This is a genomic window from Psychrobacter sp. SZ93C1 (assembly GCF_015864635.1).
GTDB classification, from domain to species: domain Bacteria; phylum Pseudomonadota; class Gammaproteobacteria; order Pseudomonadales; family Moraxellaceae; genus Psychrobacter; species Psychrobacter fozii.
The window spans coordinates 512344-532810 of the sequence record NZ_JADYWY010000001.1; the positions used below are offsets into that span (position 1 = coordinate 512344).

Consider the following 20467-nt stretch of genomic DNA (forward strand, 5'->3'; position numbering starts at 1 on the left):
CTCTATTATAGTAGGTGGTTTTTTATTGCATATAGATGAATTTTTGCAAATTGTGACAGCAAACTATCAAAAATTTGCTAGGCTAGGCCACTAACCAATCGGTTATCGATAAATATATAGCGACTATAATAATGATAAAGAGTATGAGTTTAGAATACGCGCTGATTAATGATACCAGTTGGCAGAACCAAGCAGACTGGCAGACACCAGATACGCCCTTTATGTCGTTTGCTTTTTGGCAGGCGCTGGTAGACACAGGTGCGATAGGTGAGCAGGCAGGTTGGTTGCCAATATTCATTTTAGTGCACCGTGTCGCCAATTATGCTGATAGCGACGACAGCAACGACAAAGAAAACAGCAATGGCAATACAATAAAGAACGTAGCAAAAAACGCATTACATCCTGTTGCAGTATTACCCGTATTTATAAAAGGTCATCATCGCGGGGAGTTTGTGTTTGATCATGCGTGGGCAGAGGCTTACGCGCGCTACGGCGTGGACTATTATCCGCGATTAGTCACCAGCGTACCCTATACACCGATTACCGGTCAGCGTCTGTGGTTGGCAAAAGGGGAGACGTTAAATGAGGATATCCTCAAAACCGCCATCGCAGGTGTCGACGATATCGCTCAACAAGTAGGCGCCTCAAGCTGGCATGGATTGTTTGTCACGCCTGAGATGGCATCTGTTGCCACCACATCTATGCCGACTGAGGTCGATGTGGCGCTGGCGATAGCAGCACAAGAACGTGGCGTAGAATCTGCGCTAATCGAGATGCCGATACTTGAGCGTCAAGGCTGTCAGTTCTTATGGCAAAATAAAGATTTACTTAATGATAGTAAGCCGTTTGCAGATTTTGATGCATTTTTGATGACCCTAAAAGCCAAAAAACGTAAAACCATCCGTGCTGAGCGTCGCAAAGTTGCTGAGCAAAATATCAGCTGTCAGCGTAAGTGTGGGGCGGATATTACCGATGCTGATTGGAAGGCCTTTTATCACTGCTATGTGATGACCTATGCAGTGCGAGGTCAACACCCTTATCTGACGATAGATTTTTTTATGGCATTAGCACAGAGCATGCCTGAGCATCTGATGCTCGCCCAAGCACTCAATGATGATGGTGAAATTATTGCCAGTAGTTTGTTCTTATACGATAAACCTGATAGCGACAATATTGATGTTGATAATAATGCGACCTTATATGGGCGCTATTGGGGGGCGCTGGGCGAGTACGACAGTTTGCACTTTGAGCTGTGCTACTATCAGGGTATCGAGTTTGCCATTGAGCAAGGTCTGACGTATTTTGACCCAGGTACGCAAGGGGAGCATAAACTGATTCGTGGCTTTATCCCAACGACGACGCACTCGCTGCACCGCATCTATGATCCACGTTTTGTACCCGCGATTGCAGATTTTTGTCGCAAAGACCGTGAGCATATGGCGCAGTATCGTCAGCAGGCATTTGAGGCCTTGCCTTTTAATGCGGACAATATGCCAGAGTTTGATATAAATAATTAGTATCAGCCTTTCTTCTTCAATACTTCACAATTAGCCGTTAACTATGTCCAGTACTCAAACGTCTTGTTTTAGCAATCTGTCACCTCCTAGTGAGCTACTACCGTGGCTCAATGCTAAAGGCTCTCTCACTGCCATGTTGGAAGTAAAAGCAGGGAAGCCCTTACGTGTAGAGCGCAGTTTTGAGGGTTATCGGCAGCTGTCTCTGATACAAAAGCAGCAATTGGGTCTGCAGGGTGCTGCGCTTAATCGTCCGATGTTGGCTTGGGTGCGTGAGGTGCAGCTTTATGGCAATGATGAATTACCATGGGTAGATGCACAAAGTATCTTTCCGCTATCCAGTCTAAAAGGCCGTGCCCGCCGTCTACAACAGCTCAAAGGCACACCCATCGGTTATGTGCTATTCAAGCGCAGCCGAACACTACCTAATCAGCGATTTATTCAGCAAACGGCCACAGGTTGGCAACGGCGAACCCGTTATGATTGGTATGGCCGTACGCTAATGATCAGTGAAACGTTTCTACCGGCATTCTTATAATCACTTCACTATAATAGTCACTCCACTATAAAAGTATTACGGCGTTAATCTCGCTTGAGGTATTTAATATACATCTACACTCGGCTGCCTTGTACTACTTTTAAATTGAATCGACTATATCTAGCCACGCTTAAAAATATTTTATGCTTATATACGTGTAAAACGGTCTGTTACCAAGAATTCATAGCAGGTAAATCCTTTATTTTATTGGCTATTTATCTGTGTTATATGGTCATTTAATTCCATCATCTTAAGGTGAGGTTTTTTTGCGTTCGCAGCACAAATTTTCATGTTACACTTAATCTTTAGCGATGATATCGGTACATACGTGTATCGAATTTATTGCCGAATTGGACAACTTCATGGCGGGCCACTCGCTTGCATTTATTCTTGTTTTAATCTCTGCTAATAGACCCCATTCACAATAATGGTCATACCATAAAACAGATTGCCGAAAAACAATAGATTGCTGAAAAAAGTGCAGAGGTATCACACATACTTCTAGCGGTATTGACGCAGTAGTTGTTTTATTGTGGGCAGGCTATAAGCTTCTTTTAAATGACGTTTTTTCAATGACAGTCACTACTTAGGACATTAAATATGTTTAAAAATATCTCTCTTCAAAGTTTTGATCCAGTACTTGCTGAAGCGATGGCCGCAGAAAGCGTTCGTCAAGAAAATCACATTGAGCTTATCGCTTCTGAAAACTACTGCTCACAAGCAGTGATGGAAGCGCAAGGTACTGACCTAACCAACAAATACGCTGAAGGCTATCCTGGTAAGCGTTATTATGGTGGTTGTGAGCATGTGGATGTTGTAGAGCAATTGGCCATCGACCGTGCTAAAGAATTGTTCGGTGCAGAGTATGTGAACGTTCAACCACATTCTGGTAGCCAAGCAAACTCAGCGGTATTTTTAGCATTGCTAGAAGCAAATGACACAGTATTGGGCATGAGCCTAGATGCTGGTGGCCACTTGACTCATGGCGCACACATCAACTTTTCAGGCCTGAACTACAATGCCGTACAGTACGGTTTGGTAGATGGCACTGGTCTTATTGATTATGACCAAGTAGATGCTCTAGCACGTGAACACAAGCCTAAAATGATCATTGCTGGTTTTTCAGCTTACTCGCAAGTGGTCGATTGGCAGCGTTTCCGTGACATCGCGGATGAAGTAGGCGCTTACCTGTTAGTAGATATGGCTCACGTTGCAGGCCTAGTTGCTGGTGGTGTTTATCCAAACCCAGTACCTTTCGCTGATGTGGTTACGACTACCACGCACAAAACCCTACGTGGCCCACGCTCAGGTATGATTTTGTCTCGTGATGAAGTACTTGCTAAGAAACTAAACTCTGCGGTATTCCCGGGCAACCAAGGTGGCCCATTGATGCATGTTATCGCTGCTAAAGCGGTTTGCTTCAAAGAAGCATTAGAAGCCAACTTCTCTACTTATCAGCAGCAAGTGGTTAAAAATGCTAAAGCAATGGCAAAAGTCGTTCAAGATCGCGGTTATGAAGTTATCTCTGGCGGTACTGAAAACCATCTAATGCTGATCAGCCTCGTTAAGCAAGAAATGACGGGTAAAGAAGCGGACAAATGGCTTGGCGAAGCTCACATCACTGTGAACAAAAATGCCGTACCAAACGATCCAAAATCTCCGTTTGTAACGTCTGGTATCCGTATCGGTACACCAGCCATTACTACTCGCGGCTTCAACGAAGCACAAGCGGGCGAGTTAGCAGGTTGGATCTGTGACGTACTAGACAGCCGCGGTGATGAAGCGGTTGCTACTGAAGTACGCGGTAAAGTAGAAGCGATCTGTGCAGAATTGCCAGTTTACGAAAAAAACCAGTAAGCTTAACTCTGTACTGATTTAGACGGCGCTTATTAAGCGTTGTATAATAAAAAACCGCTTAGCTTTTGCTAGGCGGTTTTTCTTTTTTAATAAAAGGATAATTCGATGACGTTACGTATTCATGCCCTATACCATGTTGATTTTGAAGAACTCAGCTATATTCAACAGTGGGCAGATAATCAAGGTCATAGCATTGCTGTCACTCGTTTTTACGAGAATGATTCATTGCCTTCTCAAGACAGTTTTGATTGGTTAGTTATTATGGGCGGGCCAATGAGCATTCATGATGAAGCTGACTTTCAATGGTTAGCGGATGAGAAGGCCTTTATTCAGCAAAGTATCGAAGAAGGAAAAATAGTAATTGGTGTTTGTTTGGGGGCGCAGTTAATAGCGGATAGTTTGGGGGCAAAAGTTGCTCCATCAGGTATAAAAGAGGTTGGTTGGATGCCAATCCAATTAACCAAACAAGGGCTAGAGCATCAGCTACTAAAAGATTTACCAAAGCACGAATTTACAGTGTTTCATTGGCATGGCGATGGTTTTGAGTGTCCTCAAGGTGCGACTGCAATTGCAAAATCAAACGCTTGGGCCAATCAAGGTTTTATCTATCAAACGCCAAAACATAAAGAGTTAGGTACGTGGGTGCTTGGTTGGCAATGTCATTTCGAAGTGACTAAAAATAGTATGGTGGATATGGTGATGCATGGGCAGGATTATATACAAGACGCCATGACTGACTATCCTCACACAGTTCAAGCGGGTGATGAAATCATCGAGCTAGGGGACACGTATATTGCAGATAATAATGCATGGCTTTCTACAATGCTGGATAACCTAGTGAAATATGGTTAAGGGTTTGTAGACGATAAAAGTCCGGTATAAATGAAAGGACTAAAATTTTAGAAAAATAGAACATGTAACGTAAACCTGTGTTGAGATTGTCATGTCGCCCTTTTAATGTTATTTAGGTCTGTTGTTTATAATAATAACAGCTACCGACATTTATCGATAATATAGTGAGTTTGACTGATTCTGGCTGTCAGCTTTAAAGCGCTAAGTTGATGTTTAATTGAGAAAAATATGCAAATGTTTTTGTTTATATAAAATTATTAGTATATAGTCGACATTGAACATTTAGTAATAATACTGATACAAAGTATAATAAATAATTACACTTTGTATCAGTATCGCTGTAAATGATTATATAAATATTATTTTCACTAAAGGAATTTATATGAAAAAACAATATTTAGTCGCAACGATCCTATTACTTAGTACTACTCTTGCGCAAGCAGAAGAACAATCAGGTTTAGCAGCATTTGGTGCTGGCCTCGATGGCTTTATGGCCAATATATTTGGCTGGTTCGTTGATCTTATTTTCTTTTCAGTACCTCTTGGTGAAGTAAGCTTTCCGCTAATTGTAGGTTGGTTATTAATTGCCGCATTAGTCTTTACCTTTTATTTTGGTTTTATTCAATTTCGTCATATAGGCTTGTCTTTGGATATTGTCAGAGGCAAATATACTGATCCAAACCCTGCTGTCAAAGAAGAAGGCGAGGTTAGCCATTTTCAAGCATTAGCTACTGCTTTGTCAGGTACGGTTGGTCTTGGTAATATTGCTGGTGTCGGTGCAGCACTCGCTATTGGTGGACCTGGTGCTACCTTTTGGATGATTATGGTTGGTCTGTTCGGTATGGCGACCAAGTTTGTAGAGTGTACGTTAGGTGTTAAATACCGTACAATTCTGCCTTCTGGTGCCGTATCAGGTGGACCTATGTACTACTTGAGCCGTGGTATGGCTGAACGTGGTATGGGTGGATTTGGTAAGGTGTTAGCCGTCGGTTTTGCCCTTATGTGTATATTGGCGACCTTTGGTGCTGGTAACATGTTTCAGGGTAACCAAGCCTTTGCAGTCATGAGCTCTACTTTTAGCATTCCAACGGATTACAGTATATTCTTTGGTATTGGCTTAGCGTTTTTAGTCGGTATGGTTATCATTGGTGGTATGCCGCGCATTGCAACCGTTACCGAAAAAGTCGTGCCTTTTATGGCTTTATTGTATATCACAATGAGTGTCATCGTACTGGTTGCAAACTTTAATCATATCGGCGCTGCATTTGGCGAGATTTTCACGGGTGCCTTCACTGGTGCTGGCGTGGCTGGTGGCTTTATTGGCGCGTTAATTCAAGGTTTAAAACGTGCGACTTTCTCTAACGAAGCAGGTGTTGGTTCAGCTGCTATTGCTCACTCAGCGGTAAAAACCAAAGAGCCTGCTACTGAAGGTTTAGTAGCGCTGTTAGAGCCTTTCATTGATACGGTTGTTATCTGTACTATGACGGCGCTCGTTATTACTATCTCTGGGGTGAACACTGTCGCAAACTTGCAAACCCAAGCGCTCACTGGTGTGGATCTAACCCGTGCTGCCTTTATGGAAACGGCGCCTATCTTCCAGTATTTCCTAGCTGTCGCGGTATTATTGTTTGCTTTTTCAACGATGATTTCATGGTCATATTATGGTCTAAAAGCTTGGACTTATCTCTTTGGTGAAGGTAAAGGCGGCGAGATGATATACAAACTTATCTTCTTAGTTTTCGTTGTTATCGGTACCATCGTACAGTTTAGCTTTGTTATCGACTTCTCAGATGCGGCTCTGTTCGCTATGGCAATCTTTAACATCATCGGTCTATACTTCTTGATGCCAATTGTGAAAAAAGAAGTTAATTCTTTCATAGCTCGTGTGAAAAGTGGTGAAATTAAAAAGTATAAATAATGGGTTCGATTGAACACTCTATTGTAACTTGATAATTAAAAAAGCCCGCCAAGACTAGTCTTGGCGGGCTTTTCGATGGCTGACATTCGTTGTTTGCTAGATAGCTATTAAACTTTAGGTAGAAACGATTTGTGCAGGATTGCCAGTTTGCGAAAAAAATCAGTAAGTATTAATCAGATGTTGCTGCAAGTTATATAACACAAAAAACCGCTTAGCTTTTGCTAGGCGGTTTTTTTGTGGTCAGCTCACTTCTGCTTTGATATAAAATATACTACCTTCTTTTTTGACAAGTATGATGCCTTTATTGAAAGGCTTTATAGCGCCTTGGTTCTGCGGAATAATGGCGATATCATTATCGAGATATCCTAACTGCGCGTCTTGTTTCACACTGGTGATGTCTCCTTCAAAGTACCATAGACTATCTTCTGAAAAATGTGTTTTGTTGTCTGCTACAGCTATAGGGTTACCTTGCTCATCTTCTAATTCAAAGGTCGTAGCACCTTTCAGAGCTTCATCCAAAAAATTAATATACGTTAAATCTAAAAACTTAAGATCGCTAAAATGTACTGGCACTATCTCTTGGCCTGACTTATTTACTAAACCTACCTTATTGCTTTTGGTAACGAGAGCCATATCACTAACAAAAGGCTCAACCTTATCGTATTTAAAGGGAACAACGGTTTTATTTCCAGTATCAATAAAGCCCCATAAGCCTTCTTTTTGGGCCGAAGCTAAACCTTCTTTGAATGTATCAATGTTATCGTATTCTAAGGGAATGACGACTTGTCCAGTTTTGTCGATGATTCCCATCATATCTTCTGTATCAACTGCCAATAAGCCTTTATCAAAATGCCAAGCATCATCGTACTGTAGAGGGATTATGATAGCTCCTGTATTATCTATAAAACCTGATTTACCGTTTTTGGTAACTGCAGCAAGGCCTTCATTAAAGTCTAAGACAGCCTGGTATTGCAAAGGAATAACAGCGTTGCCAGTTCTATCAATAAAGCCATATTTGCCGTCTTTTTTAACCCGTGCTAAACCATCAATAAATACACTGGCCTCATCGTACTGTAGGGGTGAAATAACAGTACCTGATCTATCGATGAATCCATGTTTATCTGCTTGAGAGACATGTATGATACCGTCGGCAGTGTAGGAGATATGGTCAAACTGCACGGGCGCAATGACCTTTCCTACATTATTTATAACACTTTCTTTTTCTTCTCTAGCGACGATGACTAATCCTTGATCGAAGCTCTCCATATAATCGTATTCTGTAGGTATAACCTCATATCCTGATCTATTGATAAAGCCAAATTTATCATCCTTCTCAACGCGTGCTAGCCCTTCATTAAAATTTTCAATAGCACTATATTTTGTAGAAGTGACTCTATTGCCACTTGGGTCGATTAGACTCCATTTGTCTCCTTTGACCACCCGAGCTACACCGTTATCAAAGGCATAAGCATGATCATACTGCTCTGGAATGACAAAATCTCCTTTCTTATCAATAAATCCATAATTATACTCTGATGATGGATAGTATTCTGTCATTGATACGCTGGCTAAACCCTCATTAAAAGAGGTTGCATAGCCATATTGTAGAGGGATAACTTCATCACCCTGCCTATTGATAAAACCATACTTGCCGTCTTTTTCGACGAGGGCTAATTCTTCAGAAAAAGAGTTTGCATAGTCATACTGGATAGGGATAACAATCTCTCCAGCTCTATTAATAAAACCCCATTTATCACCTTTTTGAACGCTTGCCACGCCTTCAGAAAAAGAGCTAGCTTGACTATATTGTAGTGAGATGACTTCCTCTCCAGTTTTATTGATAAACCCGCTACTACTGTTTTTCTCAACCATGGCTAAACCTTCAGAAAAAGATTTAACATTTTCATATTGTAGTGGAGCAATAAGTTCACCATTTTTATTGATAAACCCCCATTTATATAGCATGGCTATATTTGTCAATGGACGAGACGTCGCAACAGCTGCGAGTCCTTCTTGAAAAGATCTAGCCTTATCATATTGTAGTGGCACCACGATTTGACCTGAGGTATCAATATAACCATGTTTGTGATAAAAATATGGATGTTCAAAGGTAGAGCGTATAACGACAGCAAGCCCTTCGCTTAAGCAATCAACACTATCGTAGCCCGCTACAGGAGGTTTCTGACATATCTCCATAGATGAGTCATCTGCCCACGTTGGCACTGCGCAGAACACTGTCGCTAGAGCGAGGACGATAGGTAATTTAGATAGAATAAGGTTTGAATTCATAAGAATCTGCAATAGTCGTCATTAGTTTGATAATAAGTGGACGACTAAATTAAGTCCAGAGAAATATATAGGCGTATCTAAGTCAGTTGCATGTTTGGCTTTACTACAACTTATCACCATTTTTAAATGAAGAGATGCCATAGAAGTGAGGCTATCTAAATTAATTTTTATAAGGGAATTTTAGTATTGAGGAAAGGTTAAAAATTTGGGCTTGGTATTGGCTTCGATAAGTAACGTCAAAGTATAGAAAGTAAAAGCCCCGATTATAAAAATATAATCGGGGCTTATTCACATCAATTCAGTCTAACCTTTTACCAAGTAGCCTACATAAACGGCAATTTAGTAAATATCTGCAATACCGTCGCATTAACGATATCGACGAAGAAAGCGCCAACCATCGGTACAATCAAAAACGCTTTAGGCGAGGGCAGATAGCGATCCGTGACTGCCTGCATATTAGCAATTGCGGTTGGCGTTGCACCCATACCAAAACCGCAATGACCTGCCGATAGCACCGCCGCGTCGTAGTTTTTGCCCATCACTTTAAAGGTGACAAAGTAAACGTATAGAATCATCACAAACGTCTGTACCAGCAATATAATGAGTACAGGGCCTGCCAAGTCTGTCAATTCCCACAGCTTCAATGACAGCAACGCCATAGCTAAAAATAGGCTCAATGACGCATTACCAATCACATCAATGGCACGATCAAACATATCAAAGTTAAAAATCATGGTTAATGAATTACGTAGAATCACACCGCCTGCCAGTGCCCATACGAAGGTAGGTAGCTCAAATGAAGTACCTTCAGCAACTATCGTCATCAAATCAGCAAATGCCAATGCACCCGCAAATAGCGCCAAGGTTTCAATGGTTGATGATGCGGTAATCAGACGAATGTTATCAGGCTTTTCAAACATTTCCTGAGTACCATCATCATCGTTTTCGCTGTGTTTGGTACTGTATAAGGACTGTGCACCTGCCACTTTTTCAACGTCACTTGGGTTTGCATTGGCTGGTGTCGGTTTTAAGCCAAGTTTATTAATCAATCGACGTGCCACAGGACCACCAACGATACCACCTGCTACCAAGCCATACGTGGCAACAGCAATACCGAGGGTCGTTGCGCCAACCACACCATACTCTTGCTCTAATACAGCGCCCCATGCGCCTGCCGTACCGTGACCGCCTGTAAGTGCGATAGAGCCTGTGACGAGTCCGAGCAATGGATCTAGTCCTAGAGCGCTTGCCATTGTCACGCCAACCACGTCCTGCAGTACGATAAACACTGACACCACGATAGTGAAAATCAGTAACGGTGTACCACCTGCTTTCAATCGACCAAAATCAGCACTCAGACCGATAGAGGCAAAAAACATCAGCATGGTGGCTGTTTGTAACCCTTGATGAAAATTAAAACTGTAGCCCCAAATAAAGTTAAGAGCATACACAATGACCGCAGCAATCAAACCACCTGCTACTGGTTCTGGAATATTAAAATCTTCTAAAAACTTGACTTTTTTGACCAAAAATCGTCCAAGCAATAGTACCAAGGTGGCAAAGATTAGGGTGTAATAGCCATTTAAAGTAATTTCCATAGGTTAATCCTTTCTATAAAACTAAATTAACCTGAATTTGGGATAAATATGGCTTTATCTCGAATTCAGGCTTGTTTGATGATTTATCGGCTAGGCGTCATCCGTAGACGGCATGATCACCCACAATTGCGGCTTGCCAAAATCTGTGTAGGCATCTTCTATGATGCTTTTGAAGACATTAAAATCTTCCGTGTCTATTTTTTTCACCGATGTGAGATCTAACATTAGGTGTGTCACGTCACTATCTGTTAAGCAATCCCACGCACTATCCCAGTTGTGTGAAAAATAACTGGGAAAATCACAGGCATTGGCTAAATTTGTTAATAACGTGTTTTTATTTAGTACCTCGTCCGCTGCTATGGTAACAGCCTGTGTCGGGATGCCAGCACTTAGTGCTGTAGCGTTTTGGTTACTATTCTTGTCTATATAATGTATGGCTTGGCTCATATTATTTTACGTCCAGTCTGCGAAAGCTATCATAGTGGTCAACGGTTAAATAATAGACAGTTGGCGGATTGCCACCCGTGACGATACGTCTTGCACCGCGATGCGATATGCCAGGGGTTGGCACGGTATATTCACGATAGTAGCCTTTCGACTGTGTTGGTAGCTGTCCCTCACGGTTATAGAACGTCGTGCCATCTTTATGAGGATAAGGGAATGGTCCACCTTGCTTGATCAGCATGATGGTCTGATCTATTTGCGCATCGCCTGTTACCGCAGAGTTAGATACTGGATCTGAGTTGTCAGAGTACGTTTGAGGTATCGTTGTAGGTTCTGTGCTACTAGCAAAAAAGGTGGACTGTAGATCATCAAAGAAGTAAAAGGCGACCGCGATAATGGCGATGAGACTGAATAGCGTAGACAGGGGGCTTTTTTTATTTTGATACTGGTTTCTAGTATTGCGACCAGTGTTTTTTCGGCTAGCATTGTTATTATTGGAGTTGTTCTGCCTAGAATCGTTCTGATTAGCATTGTATGACGTGCTTTTAGCGGTATCTGTATTTCCACTTTCTTGAATACTGAGCGAAGCAGGGGTTACTTCGGTTGCTCTCAACTGATTTTTGTCATTACGTGCACTATTGAAGTAGACTCTTTGTCCGACCGTTATCGGCTGTGGCATTCGCGCTTTGCTAATATGAAAAAATACGTCTTCACTTTGATCATCGACATCAATAAAGCCATAGCCTTTATCTGAATTCCAGTGTTTGATTTCACCACTTTGCATGAGCCTACTTTCCTATCGCATGTTTGTGTTATGGTGCAAAATTACGATTGCGCCGCCTGTATAACCTATTCGTCCCTAATAAAAAAACGCCAGCAATGGAGCTGACGTTTTTTGTGGATTATACTTTAAGTGAGTAGATAAGTGCTAGGTTGAGACGCTATCCGTTAAGTGCGCGTCTCACCGTGGCCATACACGATCCATTTTTGTGAGGTCAGACCTTCTAATCCCACAGGACCACGAGCATGAATCTTATCTGTTGAGATACCAATCTCGGCACCCAATCCATATTCAAAACCATCAGCAAAACGGCTAGAGGCATTAATCATGACGCTTGCCGAGTCGACTTCACGAATAAAACGTTGCGACTTGGTATAGTTATCCGTAATGATGACATCAGTATGATGACTGCCATGGGTATTGATATGTTCGATAGCTTCATCAATGCCAGACACGACTTTTACCGCTAGGATAGGGGCAAGATATTCGGTATCCCAATCTTCAGCAGTGGCAGCTGATAGATGGCCTTTGAGCGTAGCATTTTCGTTTAAGATGGCTTGTGACTTGTCATCAAGGCGCAGTTGCATGGCATCGTCAGCAGCGATGATAGCTTCAGCAATTTTTGGTAATAGCTCATCGGCGACTGACTCATCGACCAGTAGTGTCTCCATGGTATTACACGTACCGTAGCGATGCGTTTTTGCATTGACGCTGACTTTGATAGCGATGTCGGCATCTGCATCACTGTCAATAAAGGTGTGGCAGTTACCGTCTAAATGCTTAATCACAGGCACACGGGCATCACGGCTGATACGTTCAATCAGTCCTTTGCCGCCACGTGGTACGATGACGTCGACATAGTCAGTCATAGTGATGAGCTCACCGACAGCGGCGCGATCAGTGGTTTGTAATACCTGCACGCTATGCCCAGATAGATTTACCTTTTCTAGACCTTCCAAGATACATTTGGCAATGGCTTGGTTGGATTCAAAAGCTTCAGAGCCACCACGTAAAATAATGGCATTTCCTGACTTTAATGCCAGTGAAGCCGCTTCTAACGTTACGTTAGGACGAGACTCATAAATCATACCGACCACGCCAAGTGGTACACGCATTTTACCTAAATGAATGCCTGACGGCTGATAGGTCATATCAGTGACTTCACCGATAGGGTCTGGCAATGATGCCACGTCTTTTAGACCTTGTAGCATGCCATCAAAGCGCGCATCATTTAGCTCCAGACGATCAAGTAATGCGGCATCCAAATCGTTGTTTCGACCATTATCCATATCGATTTTATTGGCTGCTAGGATATCTGGCTTGGCGACTTTTAATACATCATGAATGGCCATGAGGGCAGCGTTCTTATCGCCAGTATTGGCAGCAGCGAGGGCGCGTGATGCGGCTCGTGCTTGCTTGCCAACAGATTGCATATATGCGGTAATGTCTGTGGTATTCGATTGACTCATAAATTATTTTCCTTATAACTATAAATGTTTTAAACAGATAAAAGCGCCCAAAAAGGCGAAAGTTTGGCAAAAAGTGACATTTGAATGCTTATCCAGCATTATGCTATTTAACATAGAGCAGATGAGGTCGATAGTAAAGTTGATTTTGTGAACAGCGCCCGTTTTATAAAGCGTTTATGAGCACTGTTTTGATGCTCTTCTTGTTTTATTCACATGCGTTTCTAATATGGCTACTGTTAAAGGTTGGTTAAAAATCAAATACATCGTTACATGGCTCTAACAGAATTGCGTTGTAAGTACTAAGGTAGCGACGATCGATCGTCAGTATAGTAAGTGCTAAGACTGGTATTTTTAAGAATATCAATACAACGCTATTAATCAGATGATTTTTATTGATAGCTAAGCATTAACTATAACGAGCGGAGCATTATTATGGCTACTACAAATGATAATATCGAAAAAAACGGAATGGCTAAAAGCTGGCTAACAATAGGGTTAGTGGCAGCTGCACTGACGTTGAGTGCCTGTGGTAAAAAAGATGAGGCCCCTATGGAAACTGAGCCGGCGGCTGATGCACAGACAGTAGTAGAGGAAGATGCGGCTGTCGCAGGTAATGGTGATGATATTGCAGTTGCTAGCGCCGATGATGGCATGGCAGTGGGCGATAATGACGATGTAGCAGTAGCGACAGCAGATGATACAGAGATGTTGGATGGTACTGAAAGTGAAGAGCATGTTTCGACGTACTGATTTTTAACGTGCTAAGTTTTGATATGCTAAGCAGCTACCACTTATCCGCATTAGATATTGAAAGTGGGTAAACAGATAAAACAACGCCTAGTACGTGAAAGTGATAAAATAAGGCTCAGCACTGCAAATGCAGTCTGAGCTTTTTTATGTCAGCTATTCAGTGGTTTATAAATGCTGAGTGGCAGATTGCTTAAACGCAGGATTTGCCTTTTTACCGTGTAATAAGAGACAATGTGTCACTTTTTCTCTTTGTATGACGAGTTATAAGCGTATCACGACCTTATTAGGGTTGATACTTATACTCCATACCACGATTTTTTATGTATTTTCATTCATATTTATTGGAAGTCTGCTGAACCATGCTTGATATTGAAAAAAATCCGACTCGGCCTATCGCCTTAGATTTACAAGACATCCATAAAAGCTATGGCTCATTGGCAGTGCTAAAAGGGGTATCTCTTACCGCATATGATGGTGATGTTATCTCAATTTTGGGCTCATCTGGCTCAGGTAAATCCACCTTATTGCGCTGCATTAACTTGCTCGAAAAGCCCAATCAAGGTCGTATCATCATTGGTAACGATGAACTCATGCTAAAGCCTGCTAAGTCAGGTGAGTTGCAAGCAGCAGAAATCAAGCAATTAGAACGCTTGCGTGCGCGTGTTGGCTTCGTGTTTCAGAACTTTAACTTGTGGCCACACAAAACGATTTTGCAAAACATTATCGAAGGGCCAACGCAGGTTTTAAAAATCAAAAAAGACCAAGCCATTAGCGATGCTGAAAAGCTGTTAGATAAAGTGGGTCTACTTGATAAGAAAGATGCGTATCCAGCGAACTTGTCTGGTGGTCAGCGTCAGCGTGTGGCTATCGCACGCGCACTGGCTATGCAGCCGCAAGTGCTCCTGTTCGATGAGCCAACCTCTGCTCTAGACCCTGAATTGGTTAATGAAGTACTCGCTGTGATGCGTGAGTTGGCAGAAGAAGGCCGCACGATGCTCATCGTCACGCATGAGATGCGCTTTGCCCGTGAAGTATCAAGCAAAGTAGTATTCTTACATCAAGGTGTGATTGAAGAGATTGGCACCCCTGAGCAGGTCTTTGACAACCCAACCTCTGAGCGTGTTAAAGACTTTATGGCGTCACATCGTCAGAACTAAGTATTTATCAACGCTAAATATTTATCAGAGCTAAGTATCTAATAGTCATTGTCTCAAACAGCTCTCGCAAGCTCTGATTCTCTACTCAAAATAATAGGATGGTAAGGCTCTTACCGTCCTATTGTCGTTTTAAATAGAAAATTACGGATTAGTAAGTATCGTTGACTGTTTATTACTCGTTAATGACAGTCGGTATGCAAAACGTTTGTTTTTGATATTTTACTCAGGTATTATCAAAAGGCTTACGGGTGGCCATCTATGACGGCTACTTGTTTATTTTGCTGTCTATATTGCTTGTCTGACAGGGACGTCAGAGAACAAAATATCAGAACCCTACATTAAAAACCCATCAGAATTTAAGGAATGTATGATGTCGAATTCTCGCCTATTGTGGTCGTCGATGACCGTTACTGCAGCATTGATGTTGAGCGCTTGTGGTCAATCTTCTAATGAAACCGCCGATAGCAATGCTGATGCCCCTGCAGCAGAAACGGCTGGCAAGACCATTCGTATCGCTACCGAAGGTGCTTATCCTCCTTTTAACTATACCAATGCTGACGGCACTTTGGCAGGCTACGATATTGATGTCGCCAATGCCTTATGTGATCAGATGCAAGTTAAATGTGAAATCGTGGCTCAAGATTGGGACGGTATTATTCCAGGTCTATTGGCGCAGAAATACGATGCCGTTATCGCAGGTATGTCGATTACGCCTGAACGTCAAGAGAAAGTAGACTTCAGCGAGCCTTACTTTGCCAACACAATGGTATGGTTGACGGATAGTACTGGTGGTTTTGACCCTATGTCAATCAAAGATTTGACCCTTGGTGGTCAACGTTCGACCACGCCTGGCGCTTATCTACAAGATAACTATGAAGGCAAAGACGGTAATACCGTGCAGTTGTATGACAACTATGACAATGCTTACTTGGATCTAAAATCTGGTCGTAGTGATGCTGTATTGGCTGAAAAAGTTTCTGCCAAATCATGGTTAGCGGATAATACTGAAGGCTTCGGTATCGTTGGCGATGAAATTGATAACAATGACAATATTGCTATTGCTGTCCGTAAAGGTGATGCACTCAAAGCTGATTTTGACAAAGCCTTAAGTGAAATCCGTAGTAACGGTGAGCTGGCTCGTCTTGAGCAAGCGAACTTTGGTCAATAAGCTGTAATAAATGAGCTTTTATACATCAGTCATGAGTGACTACCGGCTAGTAACTATATTAAGGAACAACGAGAATGACAAATTCAATGACATCATCAATGGGTAAAAAAGCATTATGGCTTGCCCCACTAAGCGCTGCAATGCTTATGCTGGCAGCTTGTAATAATAGTTCAGCACCAGCAGAAAGCGCTGAAGCTGATACGGCTAGCGATGCGCCTTTGAACATTAAAATTGCGACAGAGTCGAGCTATAAGCCATTTAGCTATACCGATGCTGATGGCAAACTGATTGGCTATGAGATTGAGCTGGTCGATGCGTTATGCGCGCAAATGAAAGCTGAGTGTGAAGTTATTTCTCAAGATTGGGATGGTCTAATCCCTGGCCTAAATGCACAGAAATTTGATGCAATCATCGCTGGTATGTCGATCACCTCTGAGCGTAAAGAAGTCGTGGATTTCAGTGAGCCGTACTTTCACACTGGTATTATCTTGATTGGTAAAAAAGGCGATGATATCAGCGTTGCTGATTTAAATAATCAGCCTATTGCTGCACAGCGTTCTACAGTCTCTTCACAGTACTTGCAAGACGAGCACACCGAAGCTGACATCAAGCTGTATGACACTCAAGACAATGCGTATTTGGATCTGACTTCAGGTCGTGTGCGCGCGATGATGTCTGACAAAGTCACTGGTAATGATTGGCTAAAAACCGATGCTGGTAAAGATTATGAAGTAAAAGGTCAAGAAATCAGCACTGAAGAAGATGCTATGGGTATCGCGTTCCGTAAAGGTGATCCATTAGTGGCTAAATTCAATACTGCTTTGGCTGAGCTAAAAGACAATGGTACCTATGATCAGATCACCGGTAGCTATTTTGGTACTAGCTCAACGGCTGCCGCACAAAAAGCAGTCGCAACAACTGATAGTGTCGAAGAAGCGCCAGCTGATGCGATGGCTGCTGAAGAAAAATAATTACTGAAGAAAAACAGCCGCAAGCGACTACTGATGTATCTCACCGTTTATCACTATCTTTAGCTGATACAAGGGTGAGGTCGCAGTACCGTGAGCAATAGTGCCGTGAACAATAGTATCGTGAACAAATACAGTACCGTGAACCGATAGCGATGAGCAATATTTCTATTAACAAACTCCAAGGATGATCATGAAAAACCATTTTGACCAACACAATGCAGTCACGAACGCATCAGTTATCAATGGTATAAAGGCACGACGACTTTCAGTGCCTTTAGTGACGATGGCTGCGCTTTTAACTTTAGCAGGCTGTAGTAATGGTCAAGATGATGCGAGTGATGATGCCACTCAAGTGACTGCTGAGGCAGAAACGACGGGTGAAGTGCTACGTATTGGTACTGAGGGTGCTTATGCGCCTTTTAACTATACAAATGCGGATGGCACTCTTGGCGGTTTTGATGTAGATATTGCCAATGCTCTCTGTGCCGATATGAAGATGACTTGTGAAATTACGGCGCAAGATTGGGACGGTATTATTCCCGGTCTAAAGGCAGGTAAATATGATGCGATTGTGGCGGCTATGTCAGTCACCCCTGAGCGTGAGCAACAAGTCAGCTTTACTGAGCCATACTTTAGCAATACGTTGGTTTTTTTAGCCAAAAAAGACAGCAGTTTTGATCCCAGCAATAGTAGTGATATCAATGCAAACTCTATCGCCGCTCAGCGCTCGACCATCTCTTCGCAGTGGTTTGAGAAGGCGTATCCAGACGCTGATATGAAGCTGTATGATACGCTCAGTAATGCGTTTTTGGATTTGGGCTCAAACCGTGTTGATGCAATGGTATCTGATAAATTGCCAGCACTAGAGTGGCTTGGTTCAACATCAGGCAGTCAGTATGGGCTCAAAGGTGAAGAGATTGATATCAATGACAACTTTGCCATCGCGGTTCGTCCAGGTGACGAACTACAAGTAAAGATCAATCAGGCGTTAGCCAATATTAAAGCAAATGGCACTTATGATGATATCAATAACAAATATTTTGCGGTGCCAGAAACCAGTGCTATAAAAGCAACTGAGACTGATACGGTAGCGGAACCTGCCGAGTAAGCTAAGTAACTTGTTCAATAACTCGTTAAATACTCTATTGAGCGAGTAGCTATAATGTGACGTAATAGCCGTTTGAATGGTCATGTCTCATAAACTAGCGTTTGATTTAATCAGTAAGAAGGGTATTGCCTTAATGGTAGTGCCCTTCTTTTTTCTAAAAAATAGTTGGATATTCGCTATATTGACTGCTTGGTTTATAAAAGCAGTCCTGATTTGACTCATTTTTAAGAAGATAAGTGCCTATTTAGGCACTGCTTTTACATGTGAGTATTAACATAGCTTGCAGTGAATATGATAAAATCAGCCCTCATTTCTACCGCGTCAATTTTCGCAGTAATTTTCGTATCATTTTGACGTTAATATATGACGCAAAATACCCATACCTAATTTGGTATAAAATACGATTATTAGTAGCGCTCAGCTATTGATGCTGATTCTTTTAACTCATATTTTGCAAATTGCTAATATAAAGAGACAGAGTGGATAATTGTGTTTGATTTACAAGGATTTGGCGCGCTACTACTGAGCGGCGCTACCGTCACCATCAAGCTTGCCGTTACCAGTTTAATTATTGGTATGGCTTTGGGCTTGCTTGGTGCGACCGCTAAGCTGTCTAATGTCTGGCTGCTACGTAAGCTTGCGACTGTATATACGGCGACGATGCGTGGTATCCCTGAGTTGCTATTGGTGCTGTTCATCTATTATGGCGGCTCGATACTGCTGATGACGATTCTCAAAAAATTCGGCTATAACGAATACGTTGAGATTAGTGCCTTTTGGGGTGGCGTAATGGCGCTATCGATTGCTTTTGGCGCTTATGCGACTGAAATCTTTCGCATGTCAATTCAAGAGATTCCCATCGGACAACGTGAAGCGGCGCAAGCGATTGGTATGCGTCCTTTTCAGACGTTTTATCGTATTACTTTGCCACAAGTTTGGCAGATTGCGTTGCCAGGATTGGGCAATTTGTTTTTGGTCTTGCTCAAAGATACCGCATTGGTATCGGTCATAGGCCTCAAAGACATTATGTATCAGTCATCACGTGCCGCTCAATCAACGCAGCAGCCCTTTACTTTTTATATGGCAGCAGCGATTATTTATTTGGGTCTGACCATGTTGATTACTGGCTTTATGATGTGGCTTGAATGGCGCGCCAATCCAGCAGCACGCTATGCTAAAAAGCTGAGCCGTCAGTCCACTCATCGTCAATCGACCATAGGATAAAGGGAGAGATACTATGGATTGGAATTGGCAGGTCATTTTTGATAATATTCCTGAGTTATTAGAGGGCGCTGTGTTGACCGCACAGCTGGTCGTTGTCTCCGGTATTATCGGTCTATTTTTTGGTTTGGTTTTAGCGCAGTTACGCTTGTCAAAGAGCTGGCTGGTGCAAATATTACCCTTTTCTTATATCTTCTTTTTCCGTGGCACACCGCTACTGGTACAGATATTTTTGATTTATTATGGTCTGGGTCAGTTCGAGGCAGTACGTGAATCGTTTTTATGGGAACCTGTACTTAGCCAAGCGTATTGGTGTGCCATTATTGCTTTCACGCTGAATACCAGTGCTTATCTAGCAGAAATCATTCGCGGTGCGATTCAGACCATTCCTGTTGGTGAGTTGGAAGCGGCTGATGCTATTGGTATGTCAAAGTGGCAGAAGCTGACACGTATTACGTTGCCTCGTGCTTTTGGTATCGTGATTCCAGCCTACAGTAACGAAGTTATCTTTATGCTCAAGGGCAGTGCATTGGCATCTACCATTGCGTTGATGGATATCACAGGGGTTGCTCGTACGATTAGTGCGCGTACTTACACCTTGATGGAGTTGTTCTTCGCTGCTGGTATCGTGTATCTGCTATTGTCATGGGTGATTTTGTTTAGCTTTAGATTGTTTGAAAAGAGAATGAATCGCCACACAAGTTATGTACCACCAGACGTGATTACCAGTACGATTCCTTAAGAAGTTGTGGCAAAAACTATTTATCATAAGCATAATGCTAGGACACGATACGACACGCCCTAGAGTAAATAGTGCGGTATGTACATTTAC

General features: G+C 42.3%; 17 protein-coding genes. 12 read left to right on the top strand and 5 right to left on the bottom strand.

Going from position 1 to position 20467, the window contains the following annotated elements; genetic code table 11:
• The first annotated feature begins 143 nt into the window (after positions 1–143).
• From I6E83_RS02205 to I6E83_RS02225, 5 genes are all read left to right on the top strand, one after another.
• Entirely contained in the window at positions 144–1517 is a 1374-nt protein-coding gene (locus tag I6E83_RS02205; protein ID WP_197099787.1) for a GNAT family N-acetyltransferase, read from the top strand.
• Between the two features lie 43 nt (positions 1518–1560).
• Positions 1561–2052, top strand: a complete 492-nt coding sequence (locus I6E83_RS02210) for a chorismate--pyruvate lyase family protein (protein ID WP_197099788.1) — start codon at positions 1561–1563, stop codon at positions 2050–2052.
• Positions 2053–2652: 600 nt separating this feature from the next.
• Positions 2653–3909, top strand: a complete 1257-nt coding sequence (gene glyA, locus I6E83_RS02215; protein ID WP_197099789.1) for a serine hydroxymethyltransferase — start codon at positions 2653–2655, stop codon at positions 3907–3909.
• A 105-nt stretch (positions 3910–4014) separates the two neighbouring features.
• Positions 4015–4761 carry a type 1 glutamine amidotransferase gene (locus I6E83_RS02220; RefSeq protein WP_197099790.1) on the top strand — a complete coding sequence of 249 codons (747 nt, stop codon included), beginning with the start codon at positions 4015–4017 and terminating at the stop codon, positions 4759–4761.
• Positions 4762–5143: 382 nt separating this feature from the next.
• Positions 5144–6679: an alanine/glycine:cation symporter family protein gene (locus I6E83_RS02225; protein ID WP_197099791.1), complete on the top strand. Its 1536-nt coding sequence runs from the start codon at positions 5144–5146 to the stop codon at positions 6677–6679.
• A 240-nt stretch (positions 6680–6919) separates the two neighbouring features.
• On the opposite strand, the gene I6E83_RS02230 is transcribed toward I6E83_RS02225, so the two are convergent.
• The 5 genes from I6E83_RS02230 to I6E83_RS02250 form a co-directional block, all read right to left on the bottom strand.
• The gene (locus I6E83_RS02230; protein ID WP_197099792.1) at positions 6920–8968 is read right to left on the bottom strand and encodes a WG repeat-containing protein; all 2049 of its coding nucleotides are present in this window, start codon (positions 8966–8968) and stop codon (positions 6920–6922) included.
• 323 nt (positions 8969–9291) lie between these two features.
• Positions 9292–10566: a sodium/glutamate symporter gene (locus I6E83_RS02235; protein WP_197099793.1), complete on the bottom strand. Its 1275-nt coding sequence runs from the start codon at positions 10564–10566 to the stop codon at positions 9292–9294.
• Between the two features lie 90 nt (positions 10567–10656).
• Positions 10657–11013: a barstar family protein gene (locus I6E83_RS02240; protein WP_110921795.1), complete on the bottom strand. Its 357-nt coding sequence runs from the start codon at positions 11011–11013 to the stop codon at positions 10657–10659.
• Between the two features lies 1 nt (position 11014).
• Positions 11015–11794 (bottom strand): ribonuclease domain-containing protein, encoded by a 780-nt coding sequence (locus I6E83_RS14815; RefSeq protein WP_197099794.1) that lies wholly within the window; start codon positions 11792–11794, stop codon positions 11015–11017.
• Between the two features lie 164 nt (positions 11795–11958).
• A complete protein-coding gene (locus I6E83_RS02250; RefSeq protein WP_197099795.1) occupies positions 11959–13260 on the bottom strand; it encodes a glutamate-5-semialdehyde dehydrogenase in 1302 nt (433 codons plus the stop codon).
• 432 nt (positions 13261–13692) lie between these two features.
• Here I6E83_RS02250 and I6E83_RS02255 point away from each other — a divergent pair, with 432 nt between their 5' ends.
• The 7 genes from I6E83_RS02255 (at position 13693) to I6E83_RS02285 (ending at position 20377) form a co-directional block, all read left to right on the top strand.
• The gene (locus tag I6E83_RS02255; RefSeq protein WP_197099796.1) at positions 13693–14010 is read left to right on the top strand and encodes a hypothetical protein; all 318 of its coding nucleotides are present in this window, start codon (positions 13693–13695) and stop codon (positions 14008–14010) included.
• A 359-nt stretch (positions 14011–14369) separates the two neighbouring features.
• Positions 14370–15167, top strand: a complete 798-nt coding sequence (locus tag I6E83_RS02260) for an ABC transporter ATP-binding protein (RefSeq protein WP_110921791.1) — start codon at positions 14370–14372, stop codon at positions 15165–15167.
• Between the two features lie 367 nt (positions 15168–15534).
• Positions 15535–16335 carry a transporter substrate-binding domain-containing protein gene (locus I6E83_RS02265; RefSeq protein ID WP_197099797.1) on the top strand — a complete coding sequence of 267 codons (801 nt, stop codon included), beginning with the start codon at positions 15535–15537 and terminating at the stop codon, positions 16333–16335.
• Between the two features lie 74 nt (positions 16336–16409).
• Positions 16410–17306 carry a transporter substrate-binding domain-containing protein gene (locus tag I6E83_RS02270; protein WP_197099798.1) on the top strand — a complete coding sequence of 299 codons (897 nt, stop codon included), beginning with the start codon at positions 16410–16412 and terminating at the stop codon, positions 17304–17306.
• Between the two features lie 283 nt (positions 17307–17589).
• Positions 17590–18414 (top strand): ABC transporter substrate-binding protein, encoded by an 825-nt coding sequence (locus I6E83_RS02275; protein ID WP_413787044.1) that lies wholly within the window; start codon positions 17590–17592, stop codon positions 18412–18414.
• A 489-nt stretch (positions 18415–18903) separates the two neighbouring features.
• Entirely contained in the window at positions 18904–19638 is a 735-nt protein-coding gene (locus I6E83_RS02280) for an ABC transporter permease (protein ID WP_110921787.1), read from the top strand.
• 13 nt (positions 19639–19651) lie between these two features.
• On the top strand, positions 19652–20377 hold the full coding sequence (locus I6E83_RS02285; RefSeq protein ID WP_110921786.1) for an ABC transporter permease: 726 nt from the start codon (positions 19652–19654) through the stop codon (positions 20375–20377).
• Positions 20378–20467: the final 90 nt, after the last annotated feature.